This is a genomic window from Burkholderia sp. L-4 (assembly GCF_056856535.1).
This window is the reverse complement of record NZ_JBXEOX010000002.1, coordinates 2,238,900-2,256,898: the sequence shown is the minus strand read 5'-3', so window position 1 is coordinate 2,256,898 and position 17,999 is coordinate 2,238,900. Positions and strand designations below refer to the sequence as shown.

Genomic DNA, 17,999 nt, shown 5'->3' with positions numbered 1-17,999 from the left:
GCCCGATTCCCCCTTTTCCCCTCTGAACATTCCACGCCACCGGCCGACCAATGGCATCATATGGGCCTACGTCAGTCACCGATACGCCCCCATATCATGTCGAATCTCATCGTCCACGGCGGCACTCCGCTGCGCGGGGACATCAAGCCGTCCGCGAACAAGAACGCCGTCCTGCCGATTCTGTGCGCCACCCTGTTGACCGATCAGCCGTTGCGCCTCGTCGGCGTGCCGGACATCACCGACGTGCGCAAGATCCTCGACATCTTCCGCACGCTCGGCAGCGACGTGTCGGTCGACTTCACGACCGGCCTGCTCGAACTCCACCATCGCAACACCAGGTTCGATCCGGCCGTCCACCGGCTGCCCGAGGCGATGCGCTCGTCGATCATGCTGATTCCGCCGCTGCTCGCGCGCTTCGGCGTCGCGCGCCTCGAGAACGACGTGAAGGGCTGCACGCTCGGCGTGCGCGAGATCGACCCGCACGTCGAGGTATTCGAGCGCTTTGGCGCGCACATCGAGCGCACGCCCGATTCGCTGATCGTTCGCACCGACGGCCCGCTGACGGCCAACGATCACTGGTTCGACTACGCGTCGGTGACGACCACCGAGAACTTCGCGCTGTGCGCGACGGCCGCGAGCGGCACGTCGACGCTGATGAACGCGGCGTCCGAGCCGCACGTGCAGGAGTTCTGCCAGTTCCTCGCGATGATCGGCGTCTCGATCGAGGGCATCGGCACGTCGCGGCTGTGCGTGACGGGCGGCGGCAAGCTCGGCGGCGGCGAGTTCCGCTTCGCCGAGGATTTCCACGAGATCGCGACGTTCCTCGCGCTCGGCGCGATCACCGGCGGCGACATCACGGTGCGCAACTCGTCGCCCGAGCATTTCCCGCTGATCGATCGCACGTTCGCGAAGTTCGGCGTCAACGTCACGCACCGCGACGGCTGGTCGCGCGCGGAACGCGACGGCCCGCTGCGCGTGCGCCGGCCGTTCACGCAGAACATCCTGACCAAGGTCGAAGCCGCGCCATGGCCGTACCTGCCGGTCGACCTGCTGCCGATCTTCATCGCACTCGGCGTGCGGGCGGAAGGCAGCGCGATGTTCTGGAACAAGGTCTACGACGGCGCGCTCGGCTGGTCCGGCGAGTTGTCGAAGTTCGGCGCGCACGTGCTGCTGTCCGATCCGCACCGGCTGATCACGTTCGGCGGGCTGCAACTGACGCCGGCACGCGTCGAGAGCCCGTACATCATCCGCGTCGCGATCGCGCTGCTGATGGTCGCCGCGAGCATCGAAGGCCGCTCGGAAATCATGAACGCGCTGCCGATTCGCCGCGCGCATCCGCATTTCGTCGAGAACCTGCGGTCGGTCGGCGCGAACGTCGAGTGGACAAGCAGCGAGTAACGCGCTGAAGCACGCGGCGCGCGCGATTCGGGCGCCACGTTCACCTGGCGGCTTTGACCGGCCGCCGGCCTCTGCCAGGCCCCCTTCCCGCGTTACTCGCCGCCACTGCAATCGGCGTCGCCGGCGCCCATGTGGTCGAATCCATTGAGCATCACGGCCGTCGTGCCGCGTGCAGGGTTGCTCGGCCGCTTCGCGAGGCGTTCATCGAGCGCGGCCGACGGATACTGGACGCTCGTATCCATCACATTGCCCGGCTGCGACCGCAGTTCCGCCTCGGTCAGCTTGCTTCCCTCCGCACGCGGCAGCCCGAATGCCTTGCGCACCTCCGCTTCGTTCCACGTTCCCTTCAGCGTGACCGTGACCATTTGCAGGTTGCCATGCTCCCAGTCCAGGTCGACCTTCGTCGCGAGCGGATGCACGCTGGCCGCGAGCCGGTCGGGGAACGCCGGGCCTTCGTAGTACGCCTTCGTGTTCTTGCATGCGTCGCCCGCGTTCCGGTACTTCTTGAGCGCGCAATTGAAGCGTTTGTCGCGGTAACCGAACGTCGTTTCGACGTAGCAGCCGAATGCCGGCGACGCCATGCGGGGCCACGCACGGATGTCGACGGCCGGTTTGGAGAGGGTTGCGTCGCCAGTCGCGGGATTCGCCGCGGCAAGCAGCGGCACGGCCGCGGCGAGCGCGGCCAGGGCGGATTCTCGGATTTTCATTGTTCTGTTCCAGTCGGAGCGGCGATTCTAGCGCGGCTTCGCCAGCCCGGTCGATCTGCGCGATAATCGCCCAATTCTGCGCGCTCACCGCGCACACGCGTTCCGCCATCCACCGATGAAAAAGCCCGAGCTCGACCGACGCGACTGGATTGCCGGCCTCGAAAAAGGCCTGATGATCCTCGAAGCCTTCGACAGCCAGCACGCACGCATGACGCCCACGCAGGCCGCCGCCCGCACGGGCCTCACGCGCACGGCCGCGCGGCGCTACCTGCTGACGCTCGAATCGCTCGGCTACGTGTACACCGACGGCAAGCTGTACGGCCTCACGCCGCGCGTGCTGCGGGTCGGCTGGTCGTACTTCGATTCGGCGCGTCTGCCGCGCACGGTCCAGCCCTATCTGCAACAACTGAGCGCGTCGCTGAACGAATCGGCGTACGTCAGCGTGCTCGATGGCTGGGAACTGGTGTTCATCGCGCGCAATGGCGTGTCGCGGGTGATGACGACCGGCTTCGTGCTCGGCGCACGCGTGCCGGCGCCGCTGACGTCGCCGGGGGTCGTGCTGCTCGCCCATCACCCCGATCGCGAGGCCGTGCGCGCGTGGCTCGACGAAACCGAGCTGCCGCCGTTCACGCCGCATACGATCACCAACAAGGCGCGGCTGCTCGAACAGGTGGACCATGCGCGCGACGCCGGTTTCGCGGCGATCGAGCAGCAATTGCAGGTCGGCGTGCGCGGGATCGCGGTGCCGCTGAAGAACCGTCACGGCGAAGTGGTCGCCGCACTGAGCACGAACATGCCGATCGGCGCGGAGACGGCCGACGCAGCCGTGCGGCGCGTGCTGCCGCACCTGCAGGAAGCCGCACTCGCGATGCTCAACGTGCTGTAGCGGCGGGCAACCCCACCTGCTCCGTCATCCGATCCGCCACCATCGCGGCAGCAGGTCGCGTACTTCGCGCCTGCGATACCGGTCGTCGATCAGGTGCACGACACCTTCGTCGTGCTCGGTGCGGATCACGCGCCCGGCCGCCTGCACGACCTTCTGCAAGCCCGGATACAGGTACATGTAGTCGTAGCCGTTGCCGAAACGCGCCTCCATCGTGCGCCGCATCTGCTCGTTGATGTCGTTGACCTGCGGCAGCCCGAGCGTCGCGATGAACGCGCCGATCAGCCGCTCGCCGACCAGGTCCACGCCTTCCGAAAACGCCCCGCCCAGCACGGCGAAGCCGACGCCGCGCCCGCCCGCGTCGAAGCGCGCGAGAAACGCGTCGCGCTCGCTTTCGGCCATGCCGGGCGCCTGAGCCCATACGGGCACGTCGGGATGGCGCGTTTGCATCAGCGCGACCACGCGCCCGAGGTAGTCGAAGCTGCTGAGGAAACCGAGGTAGTTGCCGGGCCGCGTCGCGTATTGCGCGGCGATCAGGTCGGCGATCGGTTCGAGCGACCGGTCGCGATCGCGCCAGCGCGTCGACACGTGACTCGCGACGCGCACCGTCAGCTGCTCGGCGCGGAACGGCCCGTCGACGTCGAGCCAGCCGGTATCGCTCGGCAGCCCGAGCGTGTCGCGATAGAAATGGAACGGGCTCAGCGTGCCCGAGAACAGCACGGTCGCGCGTGCGGTGTCGTAGCGCGCGGCCAGAAAGCCGGCCGGAATCACGTTGCGCACGCACAGCGTCGACTGGACGCGGCGGCGGCGGCTCGCCGAGGCGACGCCATCGAGCGCCGGCTGGCGCGGCATCGGTTCGCCATGCAGCGTCGCGTCGAAGATCGATGCGCTGTCGAACGCTTCGGCGAGTACGCCGAACTGGATCGCGTCGAAATGAAATCGCAGCAGCGCATCGCCGTTCGCGCGCGGCGCGTCGGTCAGGTGTTCGCCGATCACCGCGACAAGGTTCTGCACGGCCGACACGATCGGGCCCGGCACGTCCGGATACGCGGCATAACGCTCGGTCTGCGCGCGATTGACCGTGCCCCAGGCACGAGCGAGCCGGTCGAACGCCTTGCGCAGCGCCGCCGGCGCAGCTTCGCGGGCGGCCGCGAACGCGAACGGATCGAGCGACGCGCTGTACATCCTGCGCGCGCGGTCGAGCAGGTTGTGCGCTTCGTCGACGAGCACGCCGACGCGCCACTGGTTCTGCTGCGCGAGCGTATGCAGCATCGCGCTGCCGTCGTAAAAGTAGTTGTAGTCGCCGATCACCATGTCCGACCAGCGCGCGAGTTCCTGCGACAGGTAGTACGGACAGACGTCGTGAGCCCGCGCGGCCGTGCGCACGGTATCGCGATCGAGCAGCCCGGCCTCGATCGCCGCATCGCGCGCGGCCGGCAGCCGGTCGTAGAAGCCTTTCGCGAGCGGGCACGATTCGCCATGGCACGCGCTGTCCGGATGCTCGCACGCCTTGTCGCGCGCGACGAGTTCCAGCACGCGCAGCGGCAGCGCGCGCGTGCCGGCGCCGAGCGTCGTCGCCGCTTCGAGCGCGAGCGCCCGGCCGGGCGTTTTCGCGGTCAGGAAGAATACGTGGTCGAGTTCGCCCTCGCCGCACGCCTTCAACAGGGGAAACACGGTGCCGAGCGTCTTGCCGATGCCGGTCGGCGCCTGCGCCATCAGGCAGCGCGCGTCGCGCGCCGCGCGATAGACCGAGACCGCCAGCTCGCGCTGGCCGCTGCGGAACTGCCCGTGCGGAAATGCCAGCGCACGCAGCGCCGCGTCGCGTGCGGCACGATGAGCCGTTTCGCGCTCGGCCCAGCCGACGAAGCATGCACATTGCTCGGCGAAGAACGTGGCGAGCGTGCCGGCATCGAGCGTCTCGGTCAGCACGGTCTCGCGCTCGGACACGATGTCGAAATACACGAGCGCGACGTCGATTTCCTTCAGGCCGCGCGCGTCGCACATCAGGTGCGCATAGACCTTCGCCTGCGCCCAGTGCAGCGTGCGGTGGTTGGCCGGCATCGCGTCTAAGCTGCCGCGATAGGTCTTGATTTCCTCGATGCGGTTCGCCACGGGATCGTAGCCGTCCGCGCGGCCGCGCACGGTGAGCGTGCCCCACGTGCCCGTCAGCGCGATCTCGGTTTCGTAGCGCGCGCCGCGCTTCGACGTGACCGCGCCGTGGCCGGCGATGCCTTCGAGCGCGGTCGGCGCGGGCGTGAAGCGCAGGTCGAGATCGCCGCGCCGCGCGGTGAACTCGCACATCGCACGCACCGCGACGACGTAGCTCATGCGGACAGCCCCGCCGCTTCCGCGCGCGCCACGCCCTCGCCGGCCCATGCCACGTCGACGACGCGCACCGGCATGCCGTGCGCGACGCAGTAGGCGAGCCAGCGCGTCTGGTTGTCCTGCAACCGGTCGCCGGGGCCTTTCACCTCGATCAGCTCGTAACGGCGCTCATCGGGCCAGAAGCGGACCAGATCGGGCAGCCCCGAGCGGTTGCTGCGGATATCCGCGAGCAGGCGCGTGAACCACAGCCGCAGGTGCTCGGGTGGCAGGCACGCGAGCGCCTCTTCGAGCAGCGCGTCGGTCAGCACGCCCCAGAATACGAACGGCGACTGCAACCCCGCCTTCGTCGCGAAATGCCGGCGGATCGTGTCGCGGTACGCGCCCGAATCGAGCTGCGCGAAACAGGCGTCGAATGCGTCCGCCCGGCGCACGGCGAAATCGGGCGCGTGCAGGTCGGCCGGGCCGCGCTGGAACGGGTGGAAGAACGCACCGGGCACGGCCGCGAACACGGGCTCCCAGCACAGCAGGCCGAACAGCGAATTGATCAGCGTGTTTTCGACGTAATGGACCGGCGCCGCCGGCTGTGCGAGATGATCGCGCACCGCGAATTCGACGCTGACGAACGCGTCGGGACGCGCGAGCACGAGCGTCTCGCGCGGCACGTCGGCCGCGGCTGCCGCACGTTCGACGCGCTGGCCGGCGCGGCGCAGCAGACGCGGCAGCATGCGCTCGACGCGCTGGCGTTCCTCGTCGCTCTCGAAGCGGCCGCGCGCATCGAGCGCCAGCGCGAGCGCGTCGGCGTCGCGCCCGCAGCGCTCGAGCACGCGGATGCGCCGGTGGCGGCTGCCGGGCCACGCGCTGCGCGCATACGCATCGAGCGCGGCGTCCCAGTCGGCCCGCCGCTCGCAGGTCTGCCCGAGCGCGAACAGCAGTTTCGCTCGACGCGTCGCGAGCCATGGCTGCGCGCAGCCGACCGCATCGATCGCGCGCGTCAGGTCGTCGAACGGCACGTCGTCGGGCCACGCATCGAGCGCGTCGCGGCACGTCTGAAGCGCGAGATACGCGTCGACGTCGCCGCGCTGCTGGAACGCGCGCGACGACGGCGCGATCGGCACGCTTTCATACTGGAACACGCCGAGATCGGCGAGCACGAACTCGCTCCAGTCCTGATGGAGATTGCCGAAGAACATCAGCCGCAGCCGGTCGCACAATGCGCCGACCGTCACGCGCAGCACACGGTCGCCGGCCTGCGCGCACCACGCGTCGAGCGGCTGCGCGGTGTCGTCGTACGTGGCCCGCAGCCGTTCGAGCCATTCGGGCTTGCGCTCGCCCGCATGCGCCGCGAGCGACGGGAAGATGTGCAGCAGGTCGGCCTTGGTCGACAGCGCGAACAGCGCGTCGAGCGTGAGCGCGGGCGCCGGGTCGACCCAGCCGAGCGCGACGAGCGGCGCGGCCGCGTCGAGCGTGCAGCCGATTTCGTCGTACACGAGCTTGCTCGCGCGGAAGTCGGACCCGCTGCGCATCAGCATCCGCACGAGCAGCGCGCGCGACGGCTGCGGCAGCGTCGCGAACTGCCGGACGAACGTGTGCTCGTGCGCGTCGAACAGGTCGTCGTAACGCTCGCCGAGCCAGGCCAGCGCGCGTTCGAAATTGGTCAGGTAGTAAAACGCCGGGGGCGTCGGCGAAGCAGGCGTCACGGAGATCGATCACTGTACGTTTGTACAGGTCGGAATCATATCAAATGTGACGGCCGATGCCGCGTGCGGCATCGGCCCTCCGCGGCCCGGCGCGGTCAGAACTGGTAATTCACCGACATGTCGAACACGCCGTTGGTCGACTGCTGCGTGATCGGGCTGCGCGCCGCGCGGCCGACGAGCTGCTCGAGCGCGCCGTCCATCGTGACGAACCAGTGCTTGTTCACGAACCACACCATCGTCACGCCGACGCCGGCCGACTTGATCCCCGCGCCCGACGAATAGGCCGGCAGCCCGGAGCGCGCGGCGGCGCCCGGGTTCACGCCGAACCAGCTGTTCATGTAGCGCGAGTCGGCGAACGACACGGTCGGCCCCGCGAACCAGAAGAAATTCTCGTTGCTGCCCGGCATCGGCATGTACGCGGAGAAATCGCCGGTCCAGCCGTTCGAGCCGCCGATGCTGCGCCGGACATCCGCACGCAGCACGAGCGGGAAATCCTTCGAGATCACGTAATCGGCCGCCAGTTTCATCACGGGCGCCGCATTGATGTTGTCGAGGCCGTTCAGGTGGCCGAGATCGTCGGCCGAGCGGCGCCCGAGGTCATAGCCGACCGACAGGCTCACGCGCCAGTTCGGCCCGCGCAGCACGTTCGCGCCGAGGCCTTCGCCCGTCGACAGGAAAAACAGGTCGCGGTAGCGGATGTCGACGTTCGGGCCGCCCATCACGCGATAACGATCCGAGCCCGCGTAGCGGGGCTGCAGCGTCATCGCGGCGCCGAGGCTGACCTGCCAGGTCGGAATGTTCGGGTCGAACAGTTTCTGGAGCGGCACGCCCGCCGAGTATTGCCATTCGCCGAGCGGCGAAGGCGTCTGGGCCGACGCTTCGCGGGCGCCGGACGCGGCGAGCGCCGCGAATGCCGAAAGACCGGATACGAACCGGCGGGTGCCGGGTGACAGCAACAGGCGAGCAACTGTGGCCAAGGTGGTCTCCGTCGGTTGCGCGAAACGAACCTGGGGGAAAGCGCATCGCGCGTCGTCGGCGGCACCGGCCGGCAGCGTGCTGCGCGAACGTAGCGTGCGCTGAATTAACGGACATCCTACGCGACACGCGCGCAGACGCAAAGCGCCCGTTGTGCGCGGGCACTTTGCCGGATTCCGGCACGCGCCGGTGTTGGATGGCGGAATCAGAAACGCTCGACGTGATAGTCGCCGGCCAGCGCGGCCGGGCTGCGCGACGACATCATTCGCGAGAAGCCGTCGGCGAGCCGGCCGAGCGCCAGCTGTTTCTGGCTGGCGTCCCAGTGCGTATAAGCGTCGTACGCGGCATCGTCGAACGACACGGTGACGGCGGCCGGGCGGCCGCTGGCGCGAAAGCCGATCTGCAGCACGCCGCCCGGCAGTTCCTCGATGTGATAGCGCAGCGAACGCGATTCGAAATAGCGGCCCAGCACCTGAGCGATCGCGCGCTTGTCGGGTGATTGCACGTGAATGTCCATGACGGTCCTCCTTTTCAGTGTTCGCGCGGCCGGTTGTGGCGCCCCGCTTCCGCCCGGCATCCGCATCGGCGGCGGGTTCGACGGCGGGTCGCCCTGCGGCAGCCCGTCGGGCACGGGCGGGTCGACCGGATCGTCGGGTCCGGGCGGTACCGGATGCGGGTCGACGTCGGGGGTCGTCGGTTCGGGGCGGTGCAGCGTGGATGGCGTCTTCATGTTTCTCCTGCGCGACGGCGCGCGCCTCTCGATGGCGCCGCGAGCGCGCGCAAGCGGCGTGCCCGCTCTTACCCGTCATGCATGCGGCCGCTCAGTCGTCATAGGCCGCCATCACCAGCCACATCATGCGCCCCTCCGCGTTCAGCCGAACCGCGAGCGCGAACGGATCGGACGGCGCGCGATGCGCGACGAGCGCCCGCTGCGCACGCTCGGGGCCGTCGTAGACGGTGTCGTTCAGTTCGCGTACCTCGTCCTTGCCGTCGAACATCCGCCGCTCGGGCCGATAGACCAGCGATTCGCGCTTCCACGCGGAGAATCGCGCGCGCACGCTGGCGAAATCGCCGCCGCAGACGTTCGCGTCGTAACGTATCCTTTCCCTGGTTGCATTCATCACGATGTCCTCTTGTCCATGCGGACGGCACGCGACTCATGTCCCGCGTGCGCGTCCGGATTCCCCGGCGCGCAAGCGTCGTGCCGTCGGCCCGTCACGGGCACGGCGCTTGCGCGTGCATCCATGACCAAGGAGGTTCGACCATGACCGCTTACGCCACCGGCCGCCGCGACGCCGTGTCACCGGCTGCCGGACCGTTCCGTCTCGCCCCGTCGCGCCCACCGTCCGAAGACAAGACGGAGGAACGCATCGACGAAGGGCTCGAGGAGACGTTTCCGGCCAGCGATCCGCCCGCCGTCGGCGGCGCGACCCGTATCGACCCCGCCAAGCCGTCCGGCAAGCACGAACGTCGCGCGCCGCACGCCCCTTCCCCGCCCCACGATCACGGCTGACGGCGGCACCCGGCTCGCGATGCGCACCGCCGCATCGGCGGGCGGGATCCATTCGGAGCGATCTGATGAAACACCTCGAACGCAGATGGCATGAGATCAGCGGCGCCGCCGGCGTCGCCGCGCTGGCCGCCATCGAGAGCGCAGTGGTGCTGGCCATCGTCGTCATGACGGGCGTCGGCCACTGACGTTTCGCGCCGCCCGTCGCGGCAGCCGCCGTGGAAGATGTACAAGCGGGCTGGCAAATTTCTCCGTTGCGCGGCCGTCGAGGCCCGGCGCATGCGCAGTGCGCGCGGCACGGCATCTGCTCCCGTTTCGTCCTGCTCACGAAGGAGGCGTTCATGTATCGCGTCAACGAGATCATGTCGCGCGACGTGGTGTGCGTCGCACCGACCGACACGATTCGCCATGCAGCCGAACTGATGCAGCGCTTCGATATCGGCGTGCTGCCCGTTTGCGACGGCACCGAACTCGTCGCGATCGTCACGGACCGCGACCTGGCGGTGCGCGGACTGTCGCACGGCCATGCACCCGATACGCCGGTGCTGGCCGTCGCATCCGCGCCCGTGCAGTGGTGTGTCGAGGACGACGGCGTCGGCGACGTTCAGCAACGGATGGCCGACGTGCAACTGCATCGCTTGCCGGTGCTCGACCGCGACCGCCGGGTGGTCGGCATCGTGTCGCTCGGCGACATCGCGACACGCGCGGGCGGCCCCGAACGCGACGAGCTGGCCAATACGCTCGAGGACGTGTCGCTGCCGCGCCGGCGCTGACCGCCCGCGGCTTCGACCAGGAGAAGATCGATGACTATGGACAGAGCGTCGCGCGGCGACACGCGCATCGTGGGCGGCGATCGCCGCCCGACCGGCCGCGGGCCGGGGCCTGACGTGATGGCCGCCCGGACGCTCGCGGGCGATCGCGTGCTGACGATCGAAGGCGACGACATCGGCCAGGTGGCGAACATCATGCTCGACGTGCGAGCCGGCCGCGTCGCCTACGCGGTCGTCGCGTCGGGCGGCATACGCGGGCTCGGCGGCAAGCTGCTCGCGGTGCCGTGGAGCATGCTGGTGCTCGACGTCGAGCGCACATGCTTCGTGCTGCCGGTCGCGACCGAACTCGTGCGCGACGCGCCCGGCTTCGACCCGGACTGCTGGCCCGCGATGGCCGATCCGGACTGGGCCGGGGCGCTGCATGCGTACTACGGCAGTGCGCCGTACTGGCTGATCGAGGAAGGCGAAACGGCGCTCGACTCGCCGCCGCACGAGGCGTCGCCGGACGGTCCCGAGGACGCCAAGCGGCGCCGTTGATGCCGGTCAGTGCGCGGCCGCGACGGTCCGCGCGAGTTGCCGCGCGGCGGCCAGATGCGCGTTCAGCGTCGCCAGCGTGCCGGCCGCGAACGCGCGAAGCTGCGGATCACGGCCGTTCCTCGCTTCGGCTTCGTACAGCCGGATCGCCTCCTCATGCGCTCGCGGGCCCGCCAGCGCGACATATGCCGTGTCGAACGCATGGCCCTCCTTCGTCCGCAATGCCGTCACCGCCGGATCGACCAGCATCCGCGCCTGTACCGGTACGCCCTTTTGCGCGCCGAGCTGCCGCAATTCGCCGGCGATGCGGGCGTGATCGTCGATCATCCGGCGCGCGAACGCCTTCACGGCGGGATTCGACGCACGGTCGAGCGCGAGCTGGCTGGCTTGCCGTTCGACCTTGTCGAGCATGCCTGCCTTGTCGACGAACTCGGCATCGATGCCGGTGGGCCGCTGCGTCATGCCGGCCTCGTCGGCGGTCGTGCCGGGGCGGACGACGCCCGGCGCGACCTGTATCGACGACGCGGGCGGCGTCTGCGCGTGCGAATACGCGAGCGCCAGTACGCCGACGGCGGCAGCCAGCGCGAGGGTCACCCGCGGGCGACCGTGCCGTTTTCTCGGGCTCCTGGTCATCCTGACCTCCGTGTGCCGCGACGGAGCGGGCCGGCGCTGCCCGCGCGTCACGTTACTTCCGGCGGATCTGCAGCTTGTCGCTCACCCCGCGTACGCCGTCGACGTCGCGCGCCACGCGGATCGCGGTCGCGCGCTGCCGTTCGTCGGGCACGCTGCCCGACAGTTCGGCGACACGATGACGAACCTGGACGTCGATGTCGCCGGACGCCAATCCGCGTTCGGCGACGAGCGCGGCCCTGACGCGGGACGCGAGCGTCGCATCACGGATCTGGCCGCCGACGGCCGACGCCTGGCTCGCGAGCTTCGCACCGACGCTCTCGTCGGCCGCTGCATGACGGGGTGTCGCGATCCATGCACACGACAGCATCAGCAGGCTCGCGATCGACACGACCGGCCGCATGCGCCGCCGCGCCTGCTTGCTGCCCGCGCCGTTGCACCGCCTGGTTTCCGTTGCATCCATCGATGCCTCCCTCGTTCCGTTGTCGCCGGGCGGCGCTCAGCCGCGCCGTTTCCCGCGCTGCGCATCGTCCGGCGCGACGTCGACGATCACGCTCGCGAGCGTCGGCATGTCGACCGGCTTGCACAGATACGCATCGAAGCCGGCGGCCAGCACACGGTGGCGGTCGGCCTTGCCGGCGTGCGCGGTGACCGCGACGACCGGCAAGTGCCCGCTGCCGCCCGGCAAATGGCGAATCCGGTCGAGCAACCAGAAACCGTCGCCGTCCGGCATCGCAAGATCCGACAGCACGACGCTCGGCGGATGCTGCGCCACCGCGTCGAGCGCGTCGTGCCCCGACTGCGCGGTCGACACCTGCGCGCCCATCGTTTCGAGCGCCGCGGCGAGGCTCGCGCGCGAGGTGGCGTCGTCGTCGACAACGAGCACGCGCTGGCCGTCGAGCGCGACCGAGTCGGGCCCGCCTGCGCGGCGCGCCCGATTCTCGGCCGGGTCGTCGGCGTCCCAGCCGGCCGGCAGCGTGACCGTCACGGTCATCCCGCGTCCGGGGCCGGCGCTCGTCGCGACGACGTCGCCGCCGTGCAGCTGCGCGATGTTGCGCACGATCGACAGGCCGAGCCCGAGGCCGCGCTTCGGCGACGCGAACGCGCCTTCGGGGCGGCTGAAGGTCTCGAACAGATGCGGCAGGTATTCCGGTGCGATCCCTTGGCCCGTATCGGCGACCGACAGCCGCACGCGTTCGCCCGCACGCGTCAGCGATACGGTGACGCGGCCGCCCGCCGGCGTGAACTTGATCGCGTTCGACAACAGGTTCGACAGCACCTGGCGCACGCGCTCGCCATCGGCCGGAATCACGCAGGCGGGCATCGTGTACGCCGCCGACAGTTCGAGGCCGTTCGCCTGCGCGGTTGCAGCGAGCTCGCGCGTTGCATCGCGCACGACGCGCACGAGATCGACCGGCACGCGCTCGAGACGCAGCCGGCCCGTCGCGAGCGACGACGCGTCGAGCAGGTCGCCGACCATGTGCGACAGCGACCGCGCGCTGCGGTCGATCGCGTCGATCGCCTGCTCCGCGAGCCCATGCCCGTCCACGTTGCGCAGCACCTCGACCCATCCGTAGATCACGTTCAGCGGTGTGCGCAGCTCGTGCGACACCGTGGCGAGCAATTCGTCCTTCAGCCGGTTCGCGGTGTCGGCCTGCGCACGCGCGTCGCGGGCGCCGCGCAACGAGCGCAGGTCGCGCCGCTCGCCGCGGCGGCGTTCGCGCGCCTCGCGCAGCGTCATCGACAGGCCCGTGCAGTTGCCCTGCGCATCGACGATCGGCGACGCGGCGAAGGTCGCGCGAAAACGGCCGCCGTCGCGCCGCACGCACAGCACGTCGAGCGGCCCGACCGGCGCATGCAGGTTCGCGAACGTCGCGGGCACCGGATGCCGCCGCAGCCAGCGCGGCGTGATCATCTCGGCGACGTCGCGCCCGCTTGCCTGCGCCGCGTCGAGCCCGAAGAGCCGGCGCGCGGCCGGGTTCCAGCTCGTGATCCGGCGCGTGGTGTCGACGCCGACGATCGCATCGGGCGACGCGTCGACCACCCGGCGCAAGAGGCTGTCGTCGGGATCGCGTGCGAGCGGCGCGGGCTCGCGATGCAGCGGGCGCGCTTCGGTGTTCGCGTCGTCATCGTCGTCGACTGCGTGCAGGCGATCGTTCGCGATCAGCGGCTTCACCGCCGCCACCAGCACGCACTCGACGAAGCTGATCGCGACGAACGCGCCGGCCTGCGCGAGCAGCGTGGCCAGCGGCGCATCGCGCCACCACAGCGTGCCCATCACGGCCACGCTCGCGACGGCCGCGGCAAGGCCGCCACCGAACGACGTCAGCCATGCGGCAGCCGCAACCCCCGCATAAAAAGGCAGCGGCGCAAATGGCGCGTGCCCGCCGACGGCGTGAATCGCCCACGCCTGCAGCGCGGACGCCAGCCCGACGGCCAGCACGACCCATGCACCCTGCCGCAACAGCTCATGGGTCAGGGTCTTCATTGCATCCTTGCCTCGCGCCGGTTCCCGTCGTGCGGCGTCGTACCGTTCGGCCATCCGAGATACCGTCGAGCGTGCCGGGCGGGCCCGGAGACATCCGCAAGCCATGTGCCCGGGACGGGCGTGACGCGGTGATCCGGCGAGGATGGCGGGACGGTGCATGAGCGCAGGCGGTCCGGCGCCGATGCAGGCTGGCCGCTGCTTCGGCCGAAAGCGGTCGCGACCGCCTTTTTTCATCGGCTTTCTGTAAAAAGGCGCGAGTCCGACCCTCGATCGAGCCGCCTTTCCCGGTGAGCCCGGACACCGATGGGCGAATTCTTCCGTCCCCGTCGCGGACATTGGAAATTACTATTCCGCGGCACCTTCGCGGCCGTTTCGCTGTCGATGATAAATATTGCAATGAACGGAACGCGTGATGCCGAATTTCAAAACGGCCCGCCTATGCCGATGAATGAAACCGCAAACCGGTCGAAGCAGCGCGCAGACGGCCGCCGGCTGTCCGGCCGGTCCTCCGCGATGCGCACGCTGCTCGGCCGCATCGAGAAAATCGCGCCGACCCGCGCCAGCGTGATGATTGCCGGCGAAAGCGGGGTCGGCAAGGACATCGTCGCGCGCCGGCTGCACGATCTGAGTGCGCGGCGCGACGGCCCGTTCGTGCCCGTGAATTGCGGCGCGATTCCACCCGATATCGCCGAGTCGCAATTGTTCGGGCACGAGAAAGGCAGTTTCACGGGCGCGATCGCGCAGCGGGAGGGCTTTTTCGAGGCCGCGCGCGGCGGCACGCTGCTGCTCGACGAGATCGCCGAGATGCCCGCGGCGCTGCAGGTGAAGCTGCTGCGGGCGATCGAATCGAACGTGATCGTGCGGGTGGGCGGCACCGAGCCGATTCCGCTCGACGTGCGCATCGTGTCGGCCACGCGCCACAACCCGGCCGACGCCGTGCGCGACGGCCGGCTGCGCGAGGACCTGTTCTACCGGCTCGCCGCGTTCGCGCTGTACGTACCGCCGCTGCGCCAGCGCGACGGCGACGTCGAGACGATCGCGCAGGAATTCGTCGACACGCTGAATGCGCGGCACCGCTCGCACAAGCGGCTGACCGACGCGGCGATCGCGGCACTTCGCGCATACTCGTGGCCCGGCAACGTGCGCGAGCTGCACAACACGATCGAGCGTGCGTACATCCTGTCGGACGACGGCATCGACGTGACGCTGCCGAAGCAGCCGATGCCGCCCGACCGCACGTCGGAGGGCGCGATGGCGCTGCCGCTCGGCGCGACGCTGCACCATGCGCAGCAACGCTTCATCGCCGCCACGCTGCGCCACTTCGACGGCAACAAGCCGCGCGCGGCCAAGGCGCTCGGCATCAGCCTGAAAACGCTCTACAACCGGCTCGCGCTGATGCGCGACGGCGGCTGCTCCTGAGCGCGGCGGCGGCGCTTTCCGGCCGCGGTTACGCGACCTTGAACCGCCCGACCGTCGTCGCCAGCGCATTCGCCTGCGACTGCAGCGCGGTCGCCGCGGCGGTCGACTGTTCGACGAGCGCCGCGTTCTGCTGGACCATTTCATCGAGCTGCGTGACCGCGCGGTTCACTTCCTGGATGCCGCGCGTCTGCTCGTTCGCGGCATGCGTGATCTCGGAGATGATGGTCGTCACGTTCGACACGTTGGACACGATCTCGCGCATCGTGTCGCCGGCCTGGCGCACCTGCCCGGAGCCGGCCGACACGCTCGCGACCGTCGATTCGACCAGCACCTTCACTTCGCGCGCGGCCTGCGCGCTGCGTTGCGCAAGGCTGCGCACTTCCTGCGCGACGACCGCGAAGCCGCGACCTTGCTCGCCCGCACGCGCCGCTTCGACGGCCGCGTTCAATGCGAGGATGTTGGTCTGGAACGCGATCCCGTCGATCACGCCGATGATGTCGCCGATCCGGCCGGACGCTTCCTCGATCTTCTCCATTGTCGCGACGACGTCCGACACGACCACGCCGCCGTGCGACGCGATCCGCGAGGCCGCCGCCGCGCGCTCGTCGGCCTGGCCGGCGGCGGCCGCCGACTGGCCGACGGTCGCGGTGATCTCTTCCATCGACGCAGCCGTCTCCTCGAGGCTTGCCGCGGCCGATTCGGTCCGCGACGACAGGTCCTGGTTGCCCGCCGCGATCTCGTTCGCGGCCGTGCGCACCGATTCGCTTGCGTCGCGGATCTCGCGCATCACGTCGTTCAGCTTGTCGACGAAGCTGTTGAACGAGCGCGCGATGTCGGCGACTTCGTCGCGGCCTTCGGCCGGCAGGCGCTGCGTCAGGTCGCCGGCGCCCGAGCCGATCGCGGCCATCGCCTGGCGGACCTGCGACAGGCGGCGGAACGCGGTCGCGGTGATCGCGCCGATGATCAGCGACGCGACGCCGACGATCACGACCAGCGTGATCAGCGACGCGGTCAGCAGCGAGCGCATGCCGGCCGTCGCCTCAGCCTTGTCGAGCAGCACCAGCGCATACCAGTCGGTGCCCGGCACGGGGCGCGCACGCACCAGCTTCGCGTCGCCGCCGACGCTCACCTCGACGGGGGCCGTCGCGGCCGCGATCGTCGCCGCGCCCGTCGCGCCGAGTTCCGGCGACACGTCGGCGACCGGCTTCAGCGTGAGCTTCGGGTCCGGATGCGCGACGACGTGGCCGCTGCTGTCGACCAGCATCCCGAAGCTCGCGGGCGTCGGGCGGATCGACTTCACGTTGGCGATCACGCTGTCCATCGCGACGTCCGCGGCAACGACGCCCTTCAGCGCGCCGTCACGCAGGATCGGCACCGCGAACGTGACGACGAGGTTGCCGGTGCCGGCATCGACGTAAGGCGGCGTGACGACCGGCTTGCCGGCCTGCGCGGCCTGCTTGTACCACGGGCGGCCGGTCGGATCGTAGTCGGGCGGGATGCCGGTCGGGTCGGAGAAGCGGAACGCCTTGTCGGCATAGCCAGCGTAGACGTTCGTGAAGCCGCCGGCCGTGGCCATCTGCTTGAACACCGGCAGCGGATCGGGCGCGAGCGCCGCATCCTGCAGCGACGCGATCATCCGGCTCCGGGTCGCGACCCAGTCGGCGATCCCGACCACGTGGCCGCTCGCGACGGAGGTCAGGTTGCGGTCGATCGCGTCGTCGTTGTACGAGCGCGCGATGAAGTAGTTGATCAGTGTGCTGGCGACGAGCGCGAATACGACAATGGCGACGCACGCGGCAAGGATGCGGGCGCGGATGGACGAAAACATGGCAACGACTCGGTAAGGGAGCGCGAACGCCCGGTGGACGAATTCACCGGGTAAACGGCAATCGCGCCACTTACTTGAGGCCGTTGTGACAATTCAATGAAATGGATGGCGAAAGAGGTGGGCAGCTGTCAGCGGATCGTCAGGTTGCGCGCTGCGAAACCGAGGCGGCTGGCCCCGCTTGAAAGCGGTCGAGCGCGATTCGGCCGCGGCCGGCGACGGTCCGTGTCAGCCGCGGCAATCGCCTGTCACAGGCGGACGCTCGGGCGCGGATCGGCTTCCGCCGGCGCCGCGCGGGCCTGCGTGTCGGCGTCGAAATCGTCCCGCTGCCGCATCCGTTCGCGCAGGTTCCGGATCGCGAACACGTGGATGTAGTCGTGCACGCGTGCGCCGGACGACAACACACGCACCTCATCGTCGAGCATCGCACGCAACTGATCCGCGCCGATCGCACGCTGCTCGGCGATTTCCTTCAGTGAATCGAGCAAATTGTCCCTGGACATCGACAGACTCCTGACAGTCGAGGAATAAAGAAACGACGGTACTGGAAGCTTAGACACGGGTCGGCCGCGCGGCGTGCGATGCGCCGGCGCGTGTTTGCGCGCGATCAACGGCACGTTGCGTGCCGCCGTGCCGATCCGTTCCCGAACCGGCCGCGCTTGATTCGCGGCGCAAACGGCCCGCGAACGAGACTGGACGTGCTGCCACGCCACCCCGGGGCGCGGCACCGGCGACAGGCGGGCGATGGTCCCCCGCTCGACGCAGATGCACGGCAGACCATAGACCGGCAGAAAACCTGAGTCAAGCGACGCCCGCCCCCCGGTTCATTCGTCGGAAC

General features: G+C 69.6%; 17 protein-coding genes. 6 read left to right on the top strand and 11 right to left on the bottom strand.

Annotated features, from left to right (window positions below; translation table 11 throughout):
• Window positions 1-96: 96 nt before the first annotated feature.
• On the top strand, window positions 97-1,398 hold the full coding sequence (locus AC1VVG_RS27070; protein WP_034191394.1) for a UDP-N-acetylglucosamine 1-carboxyvinyltransferase: 1,302 nt from the start codon (window positions 97-99) through the stop codon (window positions 1,396-1,398).
• 92 nt (window positions 1,399-1,490) lie between these two features.
• Here AC1VVG_RS27070 and AC1VVG_RS27065 read toward each other — a convergent pair whose 3' ends face one another.
• Window positions 1,491-2,105, bottom strand: a complete 615-nt coding sequence (locus AC1VVG_RS27065) for a hypothetical protein (protein WP_175027504.1) — start codon at window positions 2,103-2,105, stop codon at window positions 1,491-1,493.
• Between the two features lie 115 nt (window positions 2,106-2,220).
• Between AC1VVG_RS27065 and AC1VVG_RS27060 the strand changes: the two genes are divergently transcribed.
• On the top strand, window positions 2,221-2,991 hold the full coding sequence (locus tag AC1VVG_RS27060; RefSeq protein ID WP_034191396.1) for an IclR family transcriptional regulator domain-containing protein: 771 nt from the start codon (window positions 2,221-2,223) through the stop codon (window positions 2,989-2,991).
• Window positions 2,992-3,015: 24 nt separating this feature from the next.
• On the opposite strand, the gene AC1VVG_RS27055 is transcribed toward AC1VVG_RS27060, so the two are convergent.
• The 5 genes from AC1VVG_RS27055 to AC1VVG_RS27035 form a co-directional block, all read right to left on the bottom strand.
• Entirely contained in the window at window positions 3,016-5,316 is a 2,301-nt protein-coding gene (locus AC1VVG_RS27055) for an ATP-dependent DNA helicase (RefSeq protein ID WP_482836800.1), read from the bottom strand.
• Window positions 5,313-7,010, bottom strand: a complete 1,698-nt coding sequence (locus AC1VVG_RS27050) for a VRR-NUC domain-containing protein (protein WP_301740893.1) — start codon at window positions 7,008-7,010, stop codon at window positions 5,313-5,315. The genes AC1VVG_RS27055 and AC1VVG_RS27050 overlap by 4 nt, the downstream gene beginning before the upstream one ends.
• Before the next feature lie 95 nt (window positions 7,011-7,105).
• A complete protein-coding gene (locus tag AC1VVG_RS27045; RefSeq protein ID WP_034191399.1) occupies window positions 7,106-7,987 on the bottom strand; it encodes a MipA/OmpV family protein in 882 nt (293 codons plus the stop codon).
• A gap of 203 nt (window positions 7,988-8,190) precedes the next feature.
• Complete coding sequence (locus AC1VVG_RS27040; RefSeq protein WP_034191672.1) at window positions 8,191-8,502, bottom strand: ATP-binding protein; 312 nt, start codon at window positions 8,500-8,502, stop codon at window positions 8,191-8,193.
• A 304-nt stretch (window positions 8,503-8,806) separates the two neighbouring features.
• Window positions 8,807-9,106, bottom strand: a complete 300-nt coding sequence (locus tag AC1VVG_RS27035; protein ID WP_482836799.1) for a hypothetical protein — start codon at window positions 9,104-9,106, stop codon at window positions 8,807-8,809.
• Between the two features lie 143 nt (window positions 9,107-9,249).
• On the opposite strand from AC1VVG_RS27035, the gene AC1VVG_RS27030 reads away from it, so the two are divergent.
• The 3 genes from AC1VVG_RS27030 to AC1VVG_RS27020 all read left to right on the top strand — a co-directional run bounded on the left by AC1VVG_RS27030 (window position 9,250) and on the right by AC1VVG_RS27020 (window position 10,802).
• A complete protein-coding gene (locus AC1VVG_RS27030; protein WP_482836797.1) occupies window positions 9,250-9,498 on the top strand; it encodes a hypothetical protein in 249 nt (82 codons plus the stop codon).
• 338 nt (window positions 9,499-9,836) lie between these two features.
• Window positions 9,837-10,268, top strand: coding sequence for a CBS domain-containing protein (locus AC1VVG_RS27025; RefSeq protein WP_034191673.1), 432 nt, complete (start codon window positions 9,837-9,839; stop codon window positions 10,266-10,268).
• A 30-nt stretch (window positions 10,269-10,298) separates the two neighbouring features.
• Entirely contained in the window at window positions 10,299-10,802 is a 504-nt protein-coding gene (locus AC1VVG_RS27020; RefSeq protein ID WP_034191402.1) for a PRC-barrel domain-containing protein, read from the top strand.
• Between the two features lie 6 nt (window positions 10,803-10,808).
• Here AC1VVG_RS27020 and AC1VVG_RS27015 read toward each other — a convergent pair whose 3' ends face one another.
• The 3 genes from AC1VVG_RS27015 to AC1VVG_RS27005 are packed head-to-tail and all read right to left on the bottom strand — an operon-like array spanning window position 10,809 to window position 13,917.
• Complete coding sequence (locus AC1VVG_RS27015) at window positions 10,809-11,432, bottom strand: DUF4142 domain-containing protein (RefSeq protein WP_124608348.1); 624 nt, start codon at window positions 11,430-11,432, stop codon at window positions 10,809-10,811.
• 52 nt (window positions 11,433-11,484) lie between these two features.
• The gene (locus tag AC1VVG_RS27010; RefSeq protein WP_124608349.1) at window positions 11,485-11,892 is read right to left on the bottom strand and encodes a BON domain-containing protein; all 408 of its coding nucleotides are present in this window, start codon (window positions 11,890-11,892) and stop codon (window positions 11,485-11,487) included.
• A 36-nt stretch (window positions 11,893-11,928) separates the two neighbouring features.
• On the bottom strand, window positions 11,929-13,917 hold the full coding sequence (locus AC1VVG_RS27005; RefSeq protein WP_482836794.1) for a hybrid sensor histidine kinase/response regulator: 1,989 nt from the start codon (window positions 13,915-13,917) through the stop codon (window positions 11,929-11,931).
• A gap of 381 nt (window positions 13,918-14,298) precedes the next feature.
• On the opposite strand from AC1VVG_RS27005, the gene AC1VVG_RS27000 reads away from it, so the two are divergent.
• Window positions 14,299-15,336, top strand: coding sequence for a sigma-54 interaction domain-containing protein (locus AC1VVG_RS27000; RefSeq protein WP_034191405.1), 1,038 nt, complete (start codon window positions 14,299-14,301; stop codon window positions 15,334-15,336).
• A gap of 28 nt (window positions 15,337-15,364) precedes the next feature.
• On the opposite strand, the gene AC1VVG_RS26995 is transcribed toward AC1VVG_RS27000, so the two are convergent.
• Window positions 15,365-17,164 carry a methyl-accepting chemotaxis protein gene (locus AC1VVG_RS26995; protein WP_034191406.1) on the bottom strand — a complete coding sequence of 600 codons (1,800 nt, stop codon included), beginning with the start codon at window positions 17,162-17,164 and terminating at the stop codon, window positions 15,365-15,367.
• A 245-nt stretch (window positions 17,165-17,409) separates the two neighbouring features.
• On the bottom strand, window positions 17,410-17,664 hold the full coding sequence (locus AC1VVG_RS26990; protein WP_034191407.1) for a DUF3562 domain-containing protein: 255 nt from the start codon (window positions 17,662-17,664) through the stop codon (window positions 17,410-17,412).
• Window positions 17,665-17,999 lie beyond the last annotated feature (335 nt).